Origin of the sequence: Paenibacillus periandrae (assembly GCF_022458865.1) — a bacterium.
Taxonomy (GTDB): domain Bacteria; phylum Bacillota; class Bacilli; order Paenibacillales; family NBRC-103111; genus Paenibacillus_S; species Paenibacillus_S periandrae.
In genome coordinates this window covers 308,645-328,709 of the sequence record NZ_JAJNMU010000004.1, presented here as the reverse complement: position 1 = coordinate 328,709, position 20,065 = coordinate 308,645, and the positions used below count along the sequence as shown (strand labels likewise).

Genomic DNA, 20,065 nt, shown 5'->3' with positions numbered 1-20,065 from the left:
GGAGGAGGCCATTGGTTTCAAAGGGGGAGAGAACAATGACCATAAACAAGAGACAGTTATTTTTCTCGCTTCGTCTGAAGTTTTTACTTGCTTTTACCTTATTTATTGTGGCTCCCGTTCTATTGATGATGTACCTATACTTCGTTCAATCTGACAAAATATTTATGGAAACGATGACCGATACACAAACGCAGGTGCTGAAGCGGGTTACGGATCGGGCTGACGATATGTTGAACCGTACTTTAAATGTTTCTAATCTGCTCATTAACGATTATGATGTTTTGCAGTTGCTAAGAAGCTCGGGGCTGTCTAATTTGGATGATTACCCTACCTATCAGAGGGTCATTGGTCTACAAAGCAAGATGGACAATCTGATCGCCTATATACTGGACAACCATGCCGTTGTTGCGGTTTATGGGTTGGATGGCAGCATTTATGCGACAAATCAGGATGAAACGATTCTTAAAGTAATGCCGGATTACGTGAAGCAAGCCAAAGAAAAAAACGGTGCTCCTGCCTGGGACGTCAATCCTTCATTGAAAGTTAAAGGTCTTGAAGGGAACCAGGAGGGGGGCTTTATTACCATGGTCCGGTTAATTAAGGGTGAGACGACAAAGGGGTACGGCTTGGTCTTTATCGCATTTCCCATCAAGGAGATGTTTCTCGGGTCCAGTGGTGTAGAGGAGGATTCCCGTGCCCAGTTCCTGATATCCGATAGGAGTCGTTTGCTGTGGGGACAGGATGATTTGTGGAACCGGATTGAATCGGGTAATGAGCAAGCCCTATTTACACAAACCTTAAAAGCAACAGGCTGGCAGCTGCGGTGGATCCCCTTGCAGGAACCATGGCTGCAGCAATTGAAAAACGTACGTTCCACGACGACATGGAGTGTTATCATTGTATTCGCATGCTTCCTATTCATCTATGTCTACTTTACGCTTCGATTAATGAAGCCTATTCGTTCGCTCGTGCAGGCCATGGGGAAAGCATCATCCGGAAATTTTGAAAAGCCAGCTCTGGCGGGAGGAAATGATGAAATCGGACTGCTGAGCCACCACTTCAATCGTATGCTGTCCAGCTTGAAGGAAATGGTTGCAACGCTTCGGGAAGAGCAGCAGCTAAAAGAGGAAGCGAGATTTCTTGCCCTGCAAGCCCAGATTTCACCTCATTTCCTGTTTAATGCACTCAATTCGATTAAGTGGCTGGCCTTATTCTCAGGTGCCAAAAACGTCGCGGATATGATTACCTCCCTTGGTATTATGCTGAGCTACAGTATGAAGCAGGAGAGCGAGGTTGTCACATTGAAAGCAGAGCTTGATTTTATACAGCATTATTTTGCACTCCAAAAAATTCGTTTTAATGATAATATAGAGTTGTCGATTGATGTCGACGAAAATTTGTTGTCTGCCCGCATGCTTAAATTCACCCTGCAGCCTATTGTGGAGAACAGCATCATTCATGGGAATCGAATACCGCTGGTCATCCGCATCACGGCCTATCATGAAGATGACTTATTGTTCGTCACCATTACAGATAATGGGCAAGGGCTGTCTGAGAGTAAGCTTGCCGATAACGATTCACAGAGATCCGATCCCATCAGGCAAGGGAAATATAGCGGAATCGGGCTTGAGAATGTACAAAGTCGGATACGCATGCATTTTGGCGAACCGTATGGGCTATTTATGCACAACAGGTTGGATGCGGGAGCGGAGACGGTGATCAGGCTGCCTTGGAGGGGGATGGAAGATTCAGCATGACAAAGCTTTTATTAGTGGAAGATGAATTTCTGGTGAGGCTCGGACTCAAGACATTTATTCCCTGGGAGGAGTTCGGGTTTGAATTGATCGGTGAGGCTGTAGACGGATTGGATGCGCTTACCATTCTTGCTGACAAGCCGTGTGACCTGTTGATTACCGACATTTCCATGCCGAATATGGATGGAATCACGCTGATGGAACGAGTGAAGGAACGATATCCACATATTAAAATTTTAATTTTATCCAATTATAATGATTTTCAATATGTTCAACGTGCCTTGCAGCTGGGTGCTTCCGACTATATATTGAAGCTGACCATGCAGCCGGAGGAGCTTCAAGCCAAGCTTCAGCAGATCCGGGTGGAAATTGAGGATGAACGTAAAAAGCAGGAGGAAACGCTGCAGCTGAACCGGACTGCGTTTCAATTTCGTCAAGAAATAACGATTGAAAAGCATTTGCGTGATCTCATGACCATTCGTTACTCTACACGGGAAGCGGATGAGCTCTCACAGGAATATGAAAAGCTGCTTCCGTCCTTTCCGTGGACAGTTTCGATAATGAAAATTGACCGATACGAGTTTGTTGTCGAGGAGAATCGCTTTAAGAGTGAAAAGCTGCTGCGTTTTTCCGTAATGAATATACTTCGGGAAATTATGCGCAAATATAAGGAAGGTCACATTGTGGAACTGGATGGAGGGCGTTTTGGGATGATATCCGGTATGGGGGCGGAGCCGATGCTGCTGGAGATGACGGAATGTATCCAGCGTTATCTGAAGCTGCCTGTCTATTTCGGTACTTATTCCCCTGTTGAACGTGTATACGACCTGCATGAAGCATACCGATTTGCGGAAGAAGCACTTTTGGGGAGATTTTACGATGACTTGAATCGTGTCATTCACTACAGAGAGCAGATGTTTGTTGATCAAGCTTTACCCGTTTCTTCGCAGGAAATATTTCTCGATTTGATGGCCCGGCAGGACCAGCGTGCACTCCAGAATGCCATCAGGAATATGGCGGATGCCTGTTTGGAAGACAAGATATCCCGCCCCTATCCTGAGCTGGTCAGGGAACGCTTCCTGCATATTGTACATCTCTTCGAGGTGTTCCTGCTGCATAAAGGGGGAGACCTTTATTCCATCATGCCTTACGAAGGAAAATATCCCCACCATGTAGTGAGAACCTCGGAGTCTATCCAGGAAATCAGCATCTGGTTGAGTGGCTGGATTGCAGTTTTCTTCGAGTATGTACGCGCAACCACGGTCCATCAGCCTCGCCCCGAAATTCAAGCCGTGCAAAGAATGATCGAAGAAAAGTACAGTACTTCTTTTAAAATGTCCGATTTGGCAAAGGAAGTTAATTTTACGGAACCGTATTTAAGCTCCTTGTTCAAGAAAGAAACCGGCGAAACGATGATTGAATATATGATCCGTATACGAATGAAAAAAGCGAGGGAAATGCTCAAGGATCCCAATGTTAAAATATATGAGATTGCAGACGCGATCGGCTATTCCGATCCTAACTATTTTGCCAAGCTGTTCAAAAAAATTGAAGGGATCTACCCGCAGGAATATCGCAAGCGCTACATTCATTAAAGAGGTAATTCAAAAAGGTAATTCAAAAAGTCGATAAAATAAGACTGGTAAGATCTTAAATGATTTCATTACGCAGGAATGATCACTTTGTTATGCTAATGATGTTCCATACGGATGAAAACAAGTAAGAGAGGGGTTTTACCAATATGAAAAAATCGATTTCTTCCGCACTATCACTCACCATGGCATTCAGTTTGGTTCTTGCCGGCTGTTCAAAAGGCGACACCACAACAAGCTCATCTCCCGCCGCAGCGCCCACGACAAGCACTGCGGCTCCGAAGAAGACCGTTAAATTGAAGCTTTGGGGCGGTATTCCTGAGGAGAGCGGGCCCAAGGATGTGGTTACAAAATGGAACAGCACGCATCCTGATATTCAAGTGGAATATACGCGTTATGTAAACGACGATAGCGGCAATACCAAGCTTGATACGGCTCTTATCAGCAACTCCGATGCCCCGGACATCTTCTTCAGCTATGGCGAGACGAATTACAATCGCCGTGCGAACGCGGGAGTCACCTTTCCGTTAGATGATCTGATTAGCAAGTACAAGCTGAATGTGGATGATATTATCGGCAAAGATAATGTCGTTCCATTCAAAGGGAAAACGCATTATTTACCTGCGATGAAGCTGCTATCTTCCGTTATGATTAATCAAACGGCCTTGGAAAAAGCAGGAGAGAAGATTCCCGCTCAGGGATGGACATGGGACGACTATATGGCACTGGCCGAGAAGCTGAATACATCGAACCAGAAGGGCAGCTTTATCAAGGTTCCAGACGATAGTATGGTACGTTTCGCCATTCTAGAGAACAAGCCGACCGATTCCTACTATACAGCCGACGGATTATCCAGCTTCGACAGTCCTGCCGTCAAGAAGGGTTTGGAGTATCAAAAGGCGCTTCAGGATAAAGGCTTATCCGTCAAGTGGCCGGAAATCATCGCCAACAAGCTGCTTCCTCCAAACGAGCTTTTGACTGGTAAAGCGGCGATGATCTTCGGAGGTACACATTTGCTTAGAAATGTAAAGGATGCCAAAAGCTTTCCGCATGACTTCAAAACGATTTTTGCACCAGTGCCACAGCTGGAGAAGGGCGGCAAAGTAAATACGGCGGGCTTTAATGACTTTATGTCCATCAACAATACGTCTTCCAACAAGGATGAAGCCTTTCAATTTATTTCCTGGTACCTGACGGAAGGGAATTTGCTGATGATTCCGGGTGGACGTCTGCCTTCCTCCAAGAAGATCGATGTGGATAAAGTGGCTGATCTCATGGTTGAAGATGCAGCAAACCTGATTAATGTGGATTCGCTGAAGGCTCTGATCAAGGGCGATTACACGTTCCCCGTTCAAACGATTTCCACCGCTTTACCGGAAATGACTAAAATCATTAACGAGGAAACCGAGAAATATGTAATGGGCGTGCAGCCTCTCGAGAAAGCAATCCAGAATATGAAGACAAGAGCGGATCAAGCGATTAAGGCTGAGAAAAAATAGTTAGCGTTAGATCAAAAGAACCTGACACACTTCCCTATAGGAAGTTCTGTCAGGTTTTTAAGTGTGTTCTGATTTCCCTACATCTTAAAAACAACCGTGTAACAACCTAAATCACGCCATTCCACTCGGGATCATTACTGCTTATGATTCATGTATGGATTTAATATAGCTGAATGAGGTGCATCATGCGACGAATGTCCAAACATAACATGAAAGAACAAGTGGCGGGTTATTTGTTTATTTTGCCGAACTTTCTCGGCGTTTTTTTCTTCGTCATTCTCCCTCTGTTGTTCAGTTTTATACTGATTTTTGCAGATTGGGACTACTTAAAGGGTTTTGACGGGCTTAGCTTTGCCGGACTTGGCAATCTCCAGAAACTAGTGGATGACGTTTACTTATGGCGTGCACTGATCAACAATCTTATTTTAACCGGAGTAACGGTGCCCAGTGCGATGGCGATCGGTTTGGTAGTAGCTGTACTGTTGAATCGGCATGTGTATGCCAAGGGGGTATTGCGAACTTTGTTTTTCCTCCCTTATGTCAGCAGTCTGGTTGCCGTGTCTGTGGTGTGGAGCGTGCTCTACAATGCTCAGGAGGGTCCGATCAATGCATTCCTGAGATCATTGGGGGTTGAGAATGTCCCAGGGTGGCTGGGAAGCAGCTCTTGGGCGCTGCCGGCGATCATCATTATGGTCACTTGGACCTACATCGGATATACGATGGTGCTATATATGGCAGGACTACAAGGAATCCCCAAAGATTTATATGAAGCCGCTTCGATTGATGGAGCAACAGGGATAAGGCAATTTTTCAAAATCACTATTCCTATGCTGCAGCCAACTACCTTTTTAATTGCAGTCACGCTGATCATTTCGACCTTTCAGGTCTTTGCCGTTGTGAATGTGATGACGCAGGGCGGGCCGATCAATTCAACGATGGTGATTGCGTATCATATTTATCTCACCGCCTTCCAGAACTATAAAATGGGTTATGCGGCAGCGATGTCGTGGGTTTTGTTCGTCCTTATCTTTTCAATTACTTTGATTCAATGGCGCGGCCAGAAGAAGTGGCAGCAGCATTTTTAATGAAGGAGTGTTCAAGACTTGTTATCGTTGCGAAAAGTAAGCGTTACGCTTGTTATGTTGGTTTTGGGTATGTTGGTCATGATTCCGTTTATCTGGATGATTTCTTCATCTTTCAAAATTCAAGCCGATTTATTCAAATACCCGATCGATTGGATTCCCAAAAGACCGATTCTTTCGAATTACGAGGAGGTTTGGGGCGGCAAATATAAATTTGCCTTGTTTTATTGGAACTCAGCCAAAATCACATTCATTACGGTGGTTGGCTCCATCATCACCAGCTCGCTGGCCGGGTTCGCATTTGCCAAGCTGAAATTCAAGGGAAGAGACTTTATCTTCCTTATGTACTTGGCTACGATGATCATACCAGCCCAGGTGCTGCTTGTCCCCAGGTTTATCCTGTTCGATCGGATTGGCTTGGTGAACACCCATATGGCCGTCATTTTACCCGGGATTTTCACCGTGTTCGGCACCTTCCTGATGCGGCAATTTTTCAGTACGATCCCGAACGAGCTGCTTGAAGCAGCCAAAGTGGATGGAGCCGGATTCTGGCGAGTTTATTGGCAAATTTGTTTGCCATTAACGAAGCCTGCCATTGTGACACTTCTCATCCTTACCTTTACCTGGCATTGGAACGAATATGAGAACCCGTTGATATTCCTGCGTTCTAGTGATTTGTTTACGCTGCCGATTGGTCTTTCGAGCTTCGTGGATGAATACGGTGCTAATTATTCATTAATCATGGCTGCATCTGTGTCAGCATTGCTTCCTCTCATCATCATTGTTGCCATCTTCCAAAGATTCTTTGTTGAAGGCATTGCCAGCAGCGGGCTGAAAGGGTAACAAAGTCCGGTGAAGGATATTTGGCCGCTCCGTTCCTTATTCACCGGATTTTAAGAACATATACAAGGAGTGATATGCATGAAGGATTCCATTAACGATTTTGATATTGTGATTGTCGGGGCAGGCGTAGGCGGTATTTGCGCAGCTTTAGCGGCCTCCAGATTAAACTGCAAGGTGCTGCTTATTGAAAAAATGAGTGAAATTGGCGGGACCGGGGTGCATGCAGCCGTTGCCTTAGTGTGCAAATTTCGTGATCATGACGGACGGTGTGTGAACACAGGTATTCACAAGGAATTATTTCCACAGGCCTATCAGAACACAGGCTTGACCTTCAATGAGGAAACGGTATCCAGCTATGATGAACAGGAATTGAAAGAAACCTATCATCGATTAATTCAAAAAGAGCGCAATTTGACTGTGTGGACCGACTGCGAAGTCGATGGCGCACAGGTGGAGGACGGAAATATTCGTTCGTTGACGATCACAGGAGCTAAACAAACTCGTGTATATGGCCGCGTATTCCTTGATGGGACAGCAGACGGAAATTTATCTGTATTGGCAGGAGCCGAGTTTCAAAAGGGTCGGGCAAAAGATGGAAAGATGCAGATGGCGACGGTCACCTTCAAGCTTACCGGATTCGATCCCTCGCTGTTTAAAGTAAAGGATGTTACTAGCTGGGGCTGCTTTTTTTGGCTGGAAGAGACGCTCAAACCTTATTATCTTGCGATGAAACAGAGAACGAACAGCACTAATTTACGTCAAGGCGTTCTGGCCTTCCCTTACCCGGATGGAAAGGCATTCCTGTTTAATTCGACTGCTGTGAGCGATGTAGATCCGACAATTCCGGGAGCAGTTGAACGTGCGTTTGAAACAGGGAAAGTTCAAGTAGTAGAATTGGTTGAAGCGATTAAGGAGCATCCTGCCTTTCGGAATGCCAAGATGGAGAATATCTTTACAAAGCTTGGAGTTCGTGAAGGACGCAGAGTTATCGGTGACTATATGCTAACCGGAGAGGACTGCCTGGGTGTACGCAAGTTTGACGATATGGTGGCTGCTTGTGCTTATGATGTGGATGTACATGATCCTGATGGAACTAAAAATCACCAGGAGTATACGACTATGCTGCCAAGTCCGGGGTATTATCATATTCCGTATCGCTGCCTCATCGCTAAAGGACTAAACAATCTGTTGTTAAGCTCGCGCTGCATTAGCGGCACATTTGAGGCTCACGCTTCTTATCGTGTGATGTCGGGAATTAGTGCCATCGGTGAAGCGGCAGGAACCGCAGCTGCTTTAACAGTCAAATCGGGCTTCAGCAATGTTCGCGGCATTTCTGCCGAAGAGATACGTTATGTCCTTCAGACCCGAGGGCAGTTCGTAGAAGGGCCTGTTAAGGAAACACATGTAATGTGTAAGTAAAGACGCATTTAACCGTCAGCAGGGAGGTGCTGCGCAAGCAGACCCTTCCTGCTGACGGATTCTCTGATTTTTTTGGCCCTATTAGGGTAAGAATCCGTCTGCAAAGGTGAGCACTTCGTTTACAGTATAGTTGTTACTCAAAAAAGTAAGCGCTAACAATCGGGAGAAATGATATTTTATCTGAAGGGAGCATTCATCTAATGAAAAAAATGCTAGGTCGTCTAGTTTCAGTATTTCTGGTATTGTGTCTATTGTTAGGGGGCGGGTTCAACCTTATTTCGGTAAGGCAAGTGGCATATGCGGCAGCACTTACCATCGAGCAAAATACGATAGGAAACATTTTCTATGAAAATGATACGAAAAGCTTCAAAATCAATACGGATGGGGATTCGATTGATTGGGCTTATACCGATTATTGGAATCAAACCGTGCAGTCCGGAAGTCAGGCGGTAAGCGGTGGGAGTGTCCAACTCATCGTTAATCCCGGTAAAAAGGGATGGTTCAACCTGGTTGTTACCGCCAAGCAGAACGGGAATATTATTGCCACGAAAGATACATCGTTCGCTGTTGTTTCGAATTTTGATCTAAGCCAGGTGGTGGATTCGCATTTTTCCGTGCAGACACATGCCGCCCGAACCGACCTTATTGCTCAGGACTCGGCAGCTCTGATTCCGATCGCAAGAAAGATGGGAGTTAAATATATCAGAGACGCCTTGAGATGGGGAGACATTGAGGATACGACAAAAGGGATATATAACTTTAAAGCCTACCATGATGATTTCATGTCGCGTGTTGCATCGAATGATCTCAAGCCCTATATGACCCTGGCGTTATACAATGATTTATATGACGGGGGCAATGCGCCAACGAGTCCGGAGGCAAGGGCGGCATTTGCCGAATATGGCAAGCAATTATTGAGCAGATACCCCGAGGTTGGTCAGGTGGAAATTTGGAACGAGCCGGATATTCCTTCGTTTGGCAAAGGACTTAGCACGGAGGCAGAGAAAGCGGAGTTCTATTACAATTTGTTAAAAACATCCTACGAGCAAATTCATCCTCTCTATCCCAATGTGAAAATAACGGGGTTTGTATTTGGCGAAATGGGTTCAGATGCATTTTTGGAAGCGCTGTATCAGAAGGGTGCGCTCAATTATTTGGATGAGTATTCGTTTCATTCGTATACGAGAAATCCTGAGGATTTCGTTAAGGATATCAATAGGCACAAAAATATAATGAAAACCTATAACAACAATCAAACCGTTCCGATCAATCTTTCCGAGACAGGCTTCAGCAACTTTAATTTCGATGAGCATGTTCAAGCCAACTATGTAGCCAGAAGAATTGTCACTGCTTTGGCAAATGGCATCCAAAAAATCAACATTTATAATTTGCAAAATAAATCGACGGTTCCGGGTGAATTTGAGGGGACTTTCGGTTTGATTCGGAATCCTGATGATGCCAAAGGGGCCTATGTTCCTAAGCCTGCCTATGCTGCTTACGCAACCATGACCCGGGAACTAACTGGGGCGGATTTCCAAGCAACGGAGGAGGTTTTCCCTGGCATATATATTCACAGGTTTCATAAAGGAACGGAGGATATTCGGGTAATGTACGCTCCTACGGGAGCCGATCTCAAGCTTTATACGCACGATAGCCTTGATGTCACGGACATCATGGGAAATACGCATGCTTTAACACCGACGAATGGCTATGTGCAAATTCGGCTGGATGAGAACCCTATTTACGTAAAGGGTAGATTGGAGGCTCCTTATATCGAAGAGATTCCACCGAGCAGTACAGATCCGATCACTTTGTATACCGGATACAGCACAGGTGGATATACAGAGGTCAATGGGCCTCTGGGAACTGCTACGAATAAATGGGTAACTTCTTCCGTGCTCAAAGGCTATAACGGGGGCATATCGAGAGCGATTACGATTCCGACCGGTGCATCCGCCAAATGGACGCCAACTGTTCCCCAGACAGGACAGTATAGAATCTCGACTTATCTTCCCGGTACACCCGCCGCTCCGGTGAATACGACCAAAACGGCTGCGTATTCGATCTATATCAACGGAGTGAAACAGGAAACGAAGACTGTCGATCAATTCTCCCTGCAAGGTTCCTGGCAGGTATTGGGTTCGTACCAGCTTCCAAGGGGAGCCAATAGCTATATCCTGCTGGAAGACGGAAATCCCGCTCACGATCGGCCGCTGCGCGCGGATGTCATCAGGCTGGAGATGATTCCTCCAACAGGGATTGCCCTGGATACGGGTTCACTGAACCTGCGGGTTGGAGATATTCATGCCTTCACAGCGGTGTTTACTCCTGCCGAGGCGACCGACCGGACGCTGGTTTGGACCAGCTCTGACAATCAAGTCGCGACTGTCGATGCCGCGGGACAAGTGAATGCCGCGGGGGCCGGAGAGGCGGTGATTCGTGCCACAAATCCGCTAACCTCGCTCTACGCGGAAGCCAGGATCCAGGTAACGATACCCCCGATTGAGCGGGTTACGATCTATAATAGTTATGGTACCAACGGGGGATACACGGAGGTTAATGGTCCGATTGGAACCGCTACGAATAAGTGGGTGACTTCAACGGTTCTCCAAGGCTACAGCGGCGGCATATCAAGAGCGATCACGAATCCAACAGGCGCTTCCGCCAAATGGACGCCGACTATCGTCCAGCCCGGACGTTACCGGGTATCGGTTTATTTACCGGGAACACCCGCGGCTCCCGTGTATACGACCAAAGCAGCCGAGTACTCCATATATATCGATGGTGTGAAGATAGATTCGAAGATCGTTGATTCTTATACACTCCAGGGCTCATGGCAGCTGCTGGGCATCTATGATATGCCGCGCGGCTCTACCAGCTACATCACTGTCGAGGATGCAAATTCAGCCCATGACAGGCCCCTTCGCGCGGATGCAGCCAAGTTCGAATTCATCCCTGCTACAGGTATCAGCCTGGATACCCAGACGCTTAATGTGCTCATAGGAGATACTCATCAGTTTACGGCAGGGATCACGCCGAACGATGCAACGGAACAAGCTCTGCTTTGGAGCAGCTCCAATAGCGAGGTGGCAGCCATTGACGCCCAAGGACATCTGCGTGCCTTGGCTGTCGGAAGTACGTTGATCCGTGTCTCGAACCCGCTGACGTCCCTCTATGCTGAAGCCGAAGTGAAAGTGACTCAGGTGGATAAGACAGCTCCAACGACAACAGATAATGCTCCGGCAGGCTGGGTAAACCATGATGTAACCGTAAGCTTGAACGCAAGCGACAGCGAATCAGGGGTTGCAGCTGTATATTACACAGTGGATGGCGGTGCGCAGCAAACCGGTACGACGGTTACATTGACATCTGAAGGCGTACATACGCTTAGCTTTTGGAGCGTGGATAATGCAGGTAATATCGAAGCCCAGCGCACGACAGTCATTAAGATCGATAAAACGCCTCCGGCTGAAGCAGCCCTAACAGCGGATAAGACAGCACCAACCGCCACCGATGTCACTGTAACAATCAGTTATCCGGCAGATGCCATGGAGAAAGAATACAAAGTGGGTGCCAATGGCACATGGGCTGCTTACCTTACACCTGTTGTTGTTTCAGAGAATGGTACGGTGTATGCGAGAGGAACCGATGCAGCTGGCAACCAGTCCAATGAAACCAGCTATGTGATCAGCAATATTGATAAAGTGATCCCAACAGCAACCATAGCTTACAGCACAACCACGACAACGACTCAAGCCGTGTATGCAACACTGACACCGAACAAACCGGTAACCATCACAAATAACGGCGGTTTAAGCAGCTATACGTTCTACTACAATGGCAGCTTCACTTTCGAGTTTGTTGATTCCCATGGTACGAAGGGTACGGCAACGGCAATTGTTAACAATATCTTATCGAATAGCAAGGCCAAACCGGGTGTAATCACCCTTTCAGATGACAATGGGTACGATACAGGTATTCAAGACGGCAGCTACCAGATTACAATGAACATGTGGTATGGAGAGAATGGCAGCCTCTATAATCTTTATGAGAATGATGCATTAATCGATACGAAGGTTGTTGCAGACAACTCACCCCATGCACAGGCAGTGACTACCCGAATTCATGAAAAGAAAAATGGGACCTATCGCTACTATGCAGAGCTTATAAATGCCTACGGTACAACGACGAGCGGTACACACGTTGTCACTGTATCGAAAGCAGTACCAGACAAACCGATATTATCGGCTGATAACTGGGATGGTGATGGAAACTTCAAGGTCAGCATGAACCTGTGGTGGGGAACCAACGGAACAACTTATCATTTATATGAGAACGGTGTTCTTATTTATACACAAGCGTTGACGAACCAAACACCTTCTGCCCAATCAGCAGTGACAGCGATAACCAATAAAATAAAAGGCAGCTATGAATATCGCGGTGAGCTTGTCAACTATGCGGGTGCCACATCGAGCGATACGATAATTGTACAAGTGAACCGGTAGCTGAACCTCTTAAGTTAAATTATGAAATAATACAGACGGATTGCCTCCTTATGGGGACATGAAGCTGTCTGCAAATCATAGTGTATATGTTACAAACGACCAGGACTGAACGAAATTTCGTTCAGTTTTTTGGTGAACTCAAGGTTCTGTAAAACAACGAATCAATAGGCAGGAAGCATGCTGAAGCACCGCTTCTCCAGCGTGCAGCATTTGCCAGATGCATTCCTTTAAAGAGAAGACCCGGAACAACATCCATTAATCTTGTAAAGTTGTATTATATCATCTAATTCATGTAAGATTGCGGATTCTCAAATTACTATGCACAAGTGCGGCTTCGTCAGGATGTTAGAGTGCGGAAAAATTCGATTTAGCAGCTCATTACAGGACGATATGACAAGTTATAAGTCGTATATTACATGGCTTGCCCATAATACACGATATATAATTTTCTTGTAACAATATAGTACAACGAGACAACATAGTACAACTGGGTACATTACAGGTGCGTACAAGGAGGAAAGACATGCGGTACATGGTCGGAGTAGATGTCGGAGGAACCTTTACCGACGTAACATTGGTTGATACACATTCAGGAGAGATCTTAAACCATAAAGTTCCCTCCACCCCCAAGGACCCATCCCGGGCCATCATGAACGGTGTTGAGCAAATTCTGGAAATGAACGGAGTTTCGGTTTCAGAGGTTCGTTATCTGGCGCATGGCACGACGGTGGCTACCAATTCACTGATCGAAAGGAAGGGAGCGCTCACGGGGCTTCTCGTCACCGAAGGCTTCCGTGATTTACTTGAAATCGGGCGTCAGACCCGCCCGAGTCTGTATGATTTTTTCAAGGAAAAACCGGAGCCGGTCATTCCCGGCCATCTGCGGCTGGAGGTCGACGAACGGCTGTATGCAGATGGCAGTATACGAAAGCCGCTCGATCGCGACCGTCTGTGTGAAGTAATAGAACGCTTGAAGCAAGAAGGTGTGCAATCGATCGCAGTATGCTTCCTTTTCTCCTATCTTAACCCCGAGCATGAGAAGCAAGCGGTAGAGGAAATCCGCAGGCTGTACCCGGAGGCCTACGTTTCCGCTTCGCATCAGGTCGTTCCGGAGTTTAGAGAATACGCACGTTTAAGCACTACAGCTCTCAACGCGTATCTGGGACCGGTTATGCAGCGGTATATGGAAAATTTTCAGCAATCTGTCCGTAAGGCGGGCATTCCGGTAGATCCGTACATCACACAATCGAATGGCGGTATCATTTCGATTCAGGAATCTGTAGCTAATCCGGTACGCACAGCAGTGTCCGGACCTGCAGCTGGTGTCGTGGCGGCTGCACATCTGGCCGAGCTGACAGGATATAAAAATATGATTACGTTTGACATGGGAGGCACTTCGGCTGACTTTAGTCTGATTGAGAACGGTGAACCGAAAATATCGATGGAACGTGAGGTTGAAGGTTTCCCGGCACGCATTCCGATGCTGGATATTCATGCCTGCGGTGCGGGCGGAGGCTCAATTGCGTGGCTGGATGCCGGCGGTGCATTGAAGGTGGGACCGGAAAGCGCCGGATCCATGCCCGGACCCGCAGCTTACGGACGTGGCGGAATGCGGCCGACCGTGACTGACGCTAATACGATACTCGGTCGTTTGAATCCGGAGGGTATCCTGGGCGGAAGAATGGCTCTTGATGTGGAAGCGGCGAAACGGGTCGTGCAGGAGAATATTTGTGACAGAACGAATTTGCCGCTGCTCGAAGCGACAATGGGCATTCTTTCTGTAGTGAACGCGAACATGACGCGGGCGATCCGCTTGATTTCCGTCGAGAAGGGATACGATCCCCGTGAATTTACGCTCGTTTCCTTTGGCGGAGGAGGAGGACTTCACTGTGGGGCATTGGCGCGTGAGCTCGGTATTCCCCGGATTTTGGTTCCGCCTTCACCGGGTACATTTTGTTCGCTTGGCCTTCTGGTGACGGACGTTCGCTCCGACTATGTCCGGTCTTCGCTGCTTGAATCAAGTGCTGGCAGCATGGAGGCAATCCGCGGGCTTTTCGCTGGAATGGAGCAAGAGGGAGCAGCGATGCTGGAGAAGGAAGGCATTACAGAGTCGAAGCGCAGATTTGTGTTTGGAGTGGATCTACGGTTTAAGGGACAAAATTACGAATTAACGATACCCGTCGAAGGGTCTGAATTGACTGGCGAAGGGCTGCCAGGGATCTTGACACGCTTCCATGAGCAGCATGAGAAAAACTATGGATACTCCAACCGGACAGGAATCGTGGAGTTTGTCAACTATCGGGTCACCGCTCTTGGCGAGCTGCCCAAGGCGACACTGCAGCGGGCGGATGAGAACGGCAGTCGGACGGTGCAATCGTCCCTGTACCGCGAAGTGTATTTCTCGGAAGCGGACCGTCCCGATTATTACCAGACGGCTATTTATCAGCGGAGCGAGCTGGCTCCCGGGGATCGGGTCACGGGTCCAGCCATTATCGAACAGATGGATTCCACGATCCTGCTGCTGCCGGGGCAAACCATGCAAGTGGATGCGTATCGCAATCTGCTGATTCATACCTTTGGCGAGGAGGAACAACAATGAAACGGATAGATCCCATTACATTAGAAATTGTCGGAAATTTGCTGCTCTCCGTTGCGGAGGAGATGGGCGTTACCTTGGTGAAGACGGCTTACTCCACCAATATTAAAGAGCGAAAGGACTGCTCGACAGCGCTGTTTGACGGAAAGGGGCAAATGATTGCGCAAGCCGAATATGTGCCTATGCATCTAGGGTCGATGCTCGGCGTCGTCACCGAGGTGTTGAAGAAGTTTCCGTCGCAGTCGCTGCGTCCTGGCGATATGTTCATTACAAATGATCCTTATGCCGGTGGCGGGACTCATTTACCCGATATCACGATGGTATCGCCTGTTTTTATCGAGGAACGGCTGGTGGCATTCGTGGCCAATATTGCGCATCATTCGGATATCGGCGGGATGGTGCCGGGTAGTGTATCGGCGAATTCGGACAACATCTACCAGGAAGGGCTGCGGATTCCGTTAGGACGGATTTGCCGGGCGGGAGAGCTTGTTCAGGAGACGTATGACTACATTATCCTGAATACCCGGACACCTGTAGAGCGGAGCGGAGATCTCGATGCGCAAATTGCTTCGAATATTGCAGGAGCGAAACGGATGGGCGAGGTTGTGCGGAAATACGGTGCTGATTATTTTGCCGAATGCACCGATGCGCTGCTGGACTATGCGGAACAGCTAATGCGCGCCGGAATCCGCACGCTGCCGGAGGGAACCTACACGTTTGAGGATTATTTGGATGATGCCGGCGCGAATTCAGATACGCCGATTCCGATTCGAGCTGCGATAACGATCGAGGACGGCATGGCTAAAGTGGATTTTGCGGGAACGAGCCCGCAGGTGCCGGGTCCGCTGAATATGACCTATTCGGGACTGCTGACAACGGCCTTCTATTGCTTCAAAGCGGTTGCTGGACAATCCATCTTCGCCAATCAAGGGATTTACCGGGCTTTGCAGGTAACGGCACCGGAAGGCTCGATTGTCAACTGCAAGCTGCCGGTTCCGGTGGGCCAGAGGATCGATACAGCCCAAAGGGTAGTGGATGTGATCTTGGGGGCGTTAGCCCAAGTGGCCCCGGAACGTGTCCTCGCGGCTTGCAACAGTGTTGTGACATCGGCCATTTTCTCGGGCACGAACCCGAAGACAGGCAGCTATTTCGTTTATCTGGAAACGATCGCAGGCGGGTCTGGGGCACACAGCCGGGGAGACGGATTAAGCGGCGTTCAAGTGCATATGACCAACACGTCGAACCTGCCCGTAGAGGCGTTGGAACGCGAATACCCGGTATTGGTGGAGCGGTATCAGCTGCGCGCTGATTCTGGAGGAGCAGGACGGTTTCGAGGCGGTCTCGGCATTCAGAGAGACTTCCGGATTTTGAACGATGGGATGAGCTATACAGGTCTTGGTGACCGCCATAAGTTCTCCCCCTGGGGCTTGGAGGGCGGGCAGAGTGGTAGTCCGGGCAGCTTCCGGGCAGCGCTGGGCGGAGGCGAGCTCAAGCAGCTGGGCTCTAAAATATCCGGGGTTACACTAAACAAAGAGGACTTGGTAAGCGTCTGCGCGCCGGGATCAGGCGGGTACGGAAATCCATATGAACGCCCGGCGGAGTCCGTGCTTAAGGATGTACGCGAAGGGAAAGTTTCCCTGGAATCGGCGCAGGCGGATTATGGGGTAGTGCTGGTGAATGCCTCTGCGGGACTGCAGATCGATGAGTTGGCGACTAATGAATTACGAAACGGAGTAAAGGCATAAAAGAGGTGAGAGCGAGACCATGAAGCTGATTGGAATCGGAGATAACGTTGTTGATTATTATCAGGACCAAGGGCTGATGTACCCGGGAGGCAACGCTTTGAATGTGGCGGTCGCCAGTAAACGCAACGGTGCGAGCGCATGCGCTTATCTGGGAATCGTCGGGGATGATGCGGCGGCAGAGCATGTAGTGAAATGTATGGTTGAAGAAGGAATCGATATGTCCCGTATTCGCCAGGCATACGGCCCTAGTGGCGAAGCAGTCGTTGCTCTCGATGAGGAGGGCGACCGGATTTTCGTAGGTACGAACCGGGGGATCCGGGTACAGTCCTTGCTCATGCTTCAGCTTACGCAAACGGATATCGACTATATTAACGAATATGACGTCGTGCACATGAGTGTTAACAGTGATATCGAGCATGAGCTGTTCCGTTTGGCGCATAAACCGCTTTCGTTTGATTTTTCCACAACGAAGCGATGGGACAAGGCATATTTACAGCGTGTTTGCCCGTATTTGACCTATGCTTTTTTCTCGGGCAGCGACATGTCACACGGCGAAATCAGTGTCTTGTTCAAGGATGTTCACCAACTGGGAGTAAAGGTGGCTGGTGTAACAAGAGGTGCTGCGCCTGCTGTATTTTCGGAGGACGGCATCATCTTCAGCCAGCCCCATACGACAGGCAATGTTGTCGATACGATGGGTGCGGGTGATTCTTTTATCGGGGGCTTCCTTGCACATTATCACGAGCATCGTGATGTAAAGGCCGCACTCCTTCAAGCTTCCCGGTCAGCTGCGGTCACTTGCGGGTATTACGGCGCTTTTGGCCACGGCAAGAAAAAACAATAAGCAAATTACAGGAGGACTATCCAAATGGTAAACTCAACACCTTATATGAATGCAAATGCGCAGCTTGAACGGATTTTCGAAGCTTTTAAACAAAGGACGATTACCCGCGTGTTTTACGTGGCGTGCGGCGGTTCATCGGCACTTATGTATCCGAGCAAATATTTCATTGACCGTGAATCCAGCAAGATTACAGCTGAAATTTATAGCTCCAATGAATTCATTCACAGAAATCCGCAATCGTTGGATGAGCATTCATTAGTCATTTTGTGCTCGCATAAAGGCAAGACTCCAGAAACGACGGAGGCTGCCAAATTTGCCAAAAGCAAAGGCGCTTTAACGGTTTCGCTGATGTATGTGGAAACGGCCCCGCTTGCCGAGGAGTCTGATTTCATTGTTAACTACAGCTGGATTTCGGCCGGCAATATGGAGCCGCTCCCGGAAATTATGAACTATGCCATCCTTTATAAATTGGCCATGGGGCTTTTGTATGTGAAGGAAGGCAACAATAAATACGAAAAGCTGCTGAGCAGTCTGGACAACCTCGGTACTGTATTCGAGCGAGTCATGAAACAGAATGCAGATCAGGTACAAGCATATGCCGAGCAATATAAGGATGAAAAAATCATGTATACGATGGCTAGTGGAGCGAGCTACGGTATGGCTTACTCCTTCGCCATATGCATATTGATGGAGATGCAGCGGATTCATTCTCACGCCATTCATGCCGGGGAATTTTTCCACGGACCATTCGAGATACTGGATAAGGACGTTCCATTCATTCTGTTAATGGGCTTGGATGAAACCCGTCCTTTGGAAGAGCGGGCGCTGACGTTCCTTAAACAATACGGTGAAAAGCTGATTGTGGTCGATGCCAATAACTTTGATCTTACCGGCATTGATGAAGAAATGAAAGGGTATCTGGCTCCGCTCGTCATCAATGTCGTACTGCGCATGTTTGCCTTGGCGCTGTCGAAAACCAGAAATCATCCGCTTGAAACCCGGCGTTACATGTTCAAGGTTCCTTATTAATTTGCAGCAAGCGTACAACCATTCCTGCGGTCATGGTACAGATGCATTTCACTGTGCCGTGGCCGTTTTTCCTACAAACGGATGGTGTAGCCGAGTTGTTCCTTTCAAAGTGAGACATAAGCTGTTGCCTGAGCAAAGAGCAGCCCGAAGTCATTGATAAAGGCAGGTGAACGCCTCATGAAGAACATACTGGATCCCGCTATTTCAACTCCGCTGTATGTCCAGCTGGCCGAGCAGTTCCGGGAATTGATTCAATCGGATCAGCTTCAGTTTGGCGACAGGTTTCCCGCCGAGCTGGATTTAGCCGCAGAGTATGGAGTTTCCCGCATTACCGTCCGCAAAGCGATTGAGGATTTGGTGAATGACGGGATATTAGCCCGGAGGCAGGGCAAAGGGACCTTCGTATCCAAGCCGAAAATCGAACGGGAGCTTGTTAATGTGACCAGCTTCACGGATCGTATGCAGGCACGAGGGATGATTGCAGGAGCCAAATCCATGGACATCAAAGTCACGCCTGCGTCCCCGAAGATGGCCTTATTGCTGGGAGTGCCGGAAAACTCCGGGATCGCTGAAATTCAGCGGCTCCGGCTCATTAACGATGAACCGGTTTCGCTGGAAACCTCCTACTTGTCGGTGGAACGGTGTCCAGGGATTCAGCATGAAAATCTGATTGACCAATCCTTGTATCAGATACTGGACAAAAGATACGGCCTGCGGCCTGCATATTCTAGTAAAACGCTGGAGCTCGTCTACGCTTCACCGAGTGAGAGCAGACTGTTGAATACCGCGAAAGGCGCGTCCATGTTTCTGATGACTGCATTGGTATATTCAGAGCAAAGACAGGTTATGGAATATGTTAAAATTATTTCCCGTGGTGACCGATTCCGGTTTCAAATGTAGATGGCATGTACTTTCAATTATAAGACGATAATACAACAAATTCTGAATATCGTAGATCAAATCAGAATCGTTCTTCCCGGCTGATTCAGGATCGTGCTTTTTTTATAAAATACGATATGAATTTACAAGGAAAACATACGGTATTGCATGGTATGAAATATGACATATATCTATAATGAGTTATAGAGAGATTAATAAATTATGTTATATTCATGTTAGATGTAGTGCGATACAAATAGTCTTGGAGCGATTACATC

12 protein-coding genes are annotated in these 20,065 nt (G+C 47.9%); all 12 read left to right on the top strand.

Features of this window, described 5'->3' with window-relative positions:
- The first annotated feature begins 35 nt into the window (after positions 1-35).
- The 12 genes from LRL21_RS08590 (at position 36) to LRL21_RS08535 (ending at position 19,808) form a co-directional block, all read left to right on the top strand.
- Positions 36-1,757 (top strand): histidine kinase, encoded by a 1,722-nt coding sequence (locus LRL21_RS08590; protein ID WP_240415361.1) that lies wholly within the window; start codon positions 36-38, stop codon positions 1,755-1,757.
- Positions 1,754-3,349 carry a response regulator gene (locus tag LRL21_RS08585; protein ID WP_240415360.1) on the top strand — a complete coding sequence of 532 codons (1,596 nt, stop codon included), beginning with the start codon at positions 1,754-1,756 and terminating at the stop codon, positions 3,347-3,349. The genes LRL21_RS08590 and LRL21_RS08585 overlap by 4 nt, the downstream gene beginning before the upstream one ends.
- 146 nt (positions 3,350-3,495) lie before the next feature.
- Positions 3,496-4,845 (top strand): ABC transporter substrate-binding protein, encoded by a 1,350-nt coding sequence (locus tag LRL21_RS08580; protein WP_240415359.1) that lies wholly within the window; start codon positions 3,496-3,498, stop codon positions 4,843-4,845.
- Positions 4,846-5,054: 209 nt separating this feature from the next.
- Complete coding sequence (locus tag LRL21_RS08575) at positions 5,055-5,930, top strand: carbohydrate ABC transporter permease (RefSeq protein ID WP_240415358.1); 876 nt, start codon at positions 5,055-5,057, stop codon at positions 5,928-5,930.
- Positions 5,931-5,948: 18 nt separating this feature from the next.
- A complete protein-coding gene (locus tag LRL21_RS08570; protein WP_240415357.1) occupies positions 5,949-6,770 on the top strand; it encodes a carbohydrate ABC transporter permease in 822 nt (273 codons plus the stop codon).
- A gap of 78 nt (positions 6,771-6,848) precedes the next feature.
- Positions 6,849-8,189, top strand: coding sequence for an FAD-dependent oxidoreductase (locus LRL21_RS08565; RefSeq protein ID WP_240415356.1), 1,341 nt, complete (start codon positions 6,849-6,851; stop codon positions 8,187-8,189).
- A 200-nt stretch (positions 8,190-8,389) separates the two neighbouring features.
- A complete protein-coding gene (locus LRL21_RS08560; RefSeq protein WP_240415355.1) occupies positions 8,390-12,694 on the top strand; it encodes a golvesin C-terminal-like domain-containing protein in 4,305 nt (1,434 codons plus the stop codon).
- A 523-nt stretch (positions 12,695-13,217) separates the two neighbouring features.
- Positions 13,218-15,293, top strand: coding sequence for a hydantoinase/oxoprolinase family protein (locus LRL21_RS08555; protein ID WP_240415354.1), 2,076 nt, complete (start codon positions 13,218-13,220; stop codon positions 15,291-15,293).
- Positions 15,290-17,035, top strand: coding sequence for a hydantoinase B/oxoprolinase family protein (locus LRL21_RS08550; protein WP_240415353.1), 1,746 nt, complete (start codon positions 15,290-15,292; stop codon positions 17,033-17,035). The genes LRL21_RS08555 and LRL21_RS08550 overlap by 4 nt, the downstream gene beginning before the upstream one ends.
- A 19-nt stretch (positions 17,036-17,054) precedes the next feature.
- Entirely contained in the window at positions 17,055-17,879 is an 825-nt protein-coding gene (locus LRL21_RS08545) for a PfkB family carbohydrate kinase (RefSeq protein ID WP_240415352.1), read from the top strand.
- Between the two features lie 24 nt (positions 17,880-17,903).
- On the top strand, positions 17,904-18,908 hold the full coding sequence (locus LRL21_RS08540; RefSeq protein WP_240415351.1) for an SIS domain-containing protein: 1,005 nt from the start codon (positions 17,904-17,906) through the stop codon (positions 18,906-18,908).
- 177 nt (positions 18,909-19,085) lie between these two features.
- Entirely contained in the window at positions 19,086-19,808 is a 723-nt protein-coding gene (locus LRL21_RS08535; protein ID WP_240415350.1) for a GntR family transcriptional regulator, read from the top strand.
- Positions 19,809-20,065: the final 257 nt, after the last annotated feature.

Bases quoted from the DNA above. Each gene is read 5' to 3' on its own strand.
- LRL21_RS08590 (WP_240415361.1), top strand. From the start codon at position 36: ATGACCATAAACAAGAGACAGTTATTTTTCTCGCTTCGTCTGAAGTTT.
- LRL21_RS08585 (WP_240415360.1), top strand. From the start codon at position 1,754: ATGACAAAGCTTTTATTAGTGGAAGATGAATTTCTGGTGAGGCTCGGA.
- LRL21_RS08580 (WP_240415359.1), top strand. From the start codon at position 3,496: ATGAAAAAATCGATTTCTTCCGCACTATCACTCACCATGGCATTCAGT.
- LRL21_RS08575 (WP_240415358.1), top strand. From the start codon at position 5,055: ATGAAAGAACAAGTGGCGGGTTATTTGTTTATTTTGCCGAACTTTCTC.
- LRL21_RS08565 (WP_240415356.1), top strand. From the start codon at position 6,849: ATGAAGGATTCCATTAACGATTTTGATATTGTGATTGTCGGGGCAGGC.
- LRL21_RS08560 (WP_240415355.1), top strand. From the start codon at position 8,390: ATGAAAAAAATGCTAGGTCGTCTAGTTTCAGTATTTCTGGTATTGTGT.
- LRL21_RS08555 (WP_240415354.1), top strand. From the start codon at position 13,218: ATGCGGTACATGGTCGGAGTAGATGTCGGAGGAACCTTTACCGACGTA.
- LRL21_RS08550 (WP_240415353.1), top strand. From the start codon at position 15,290: ATGAAACGGATAGATCCCATTACATTAGAAATTGTCGGAAATTTGCTG.
- LRL21_RS08545 (WP_240415352.1), top strand. From the start codon at position 17,055: ATGAAGCTGATTGGAATCGGAGATAACGTTGTTGATTATTATCAGGAC.
- LRL21_RS08540 (WP_240415351.1), top strand. From the start codon at position 17,904: ATGGTAAACTCAACACCTTATATGAATGCAAATGCGCAGCTTGAACGG.
- LRL21_RS08535 (WP_240415350.1), top strand. From the start codon at position 19,086: ATGAAGAACATACTGGATCCCGCTATTTCAACTCCGCTGTATGTCCAG.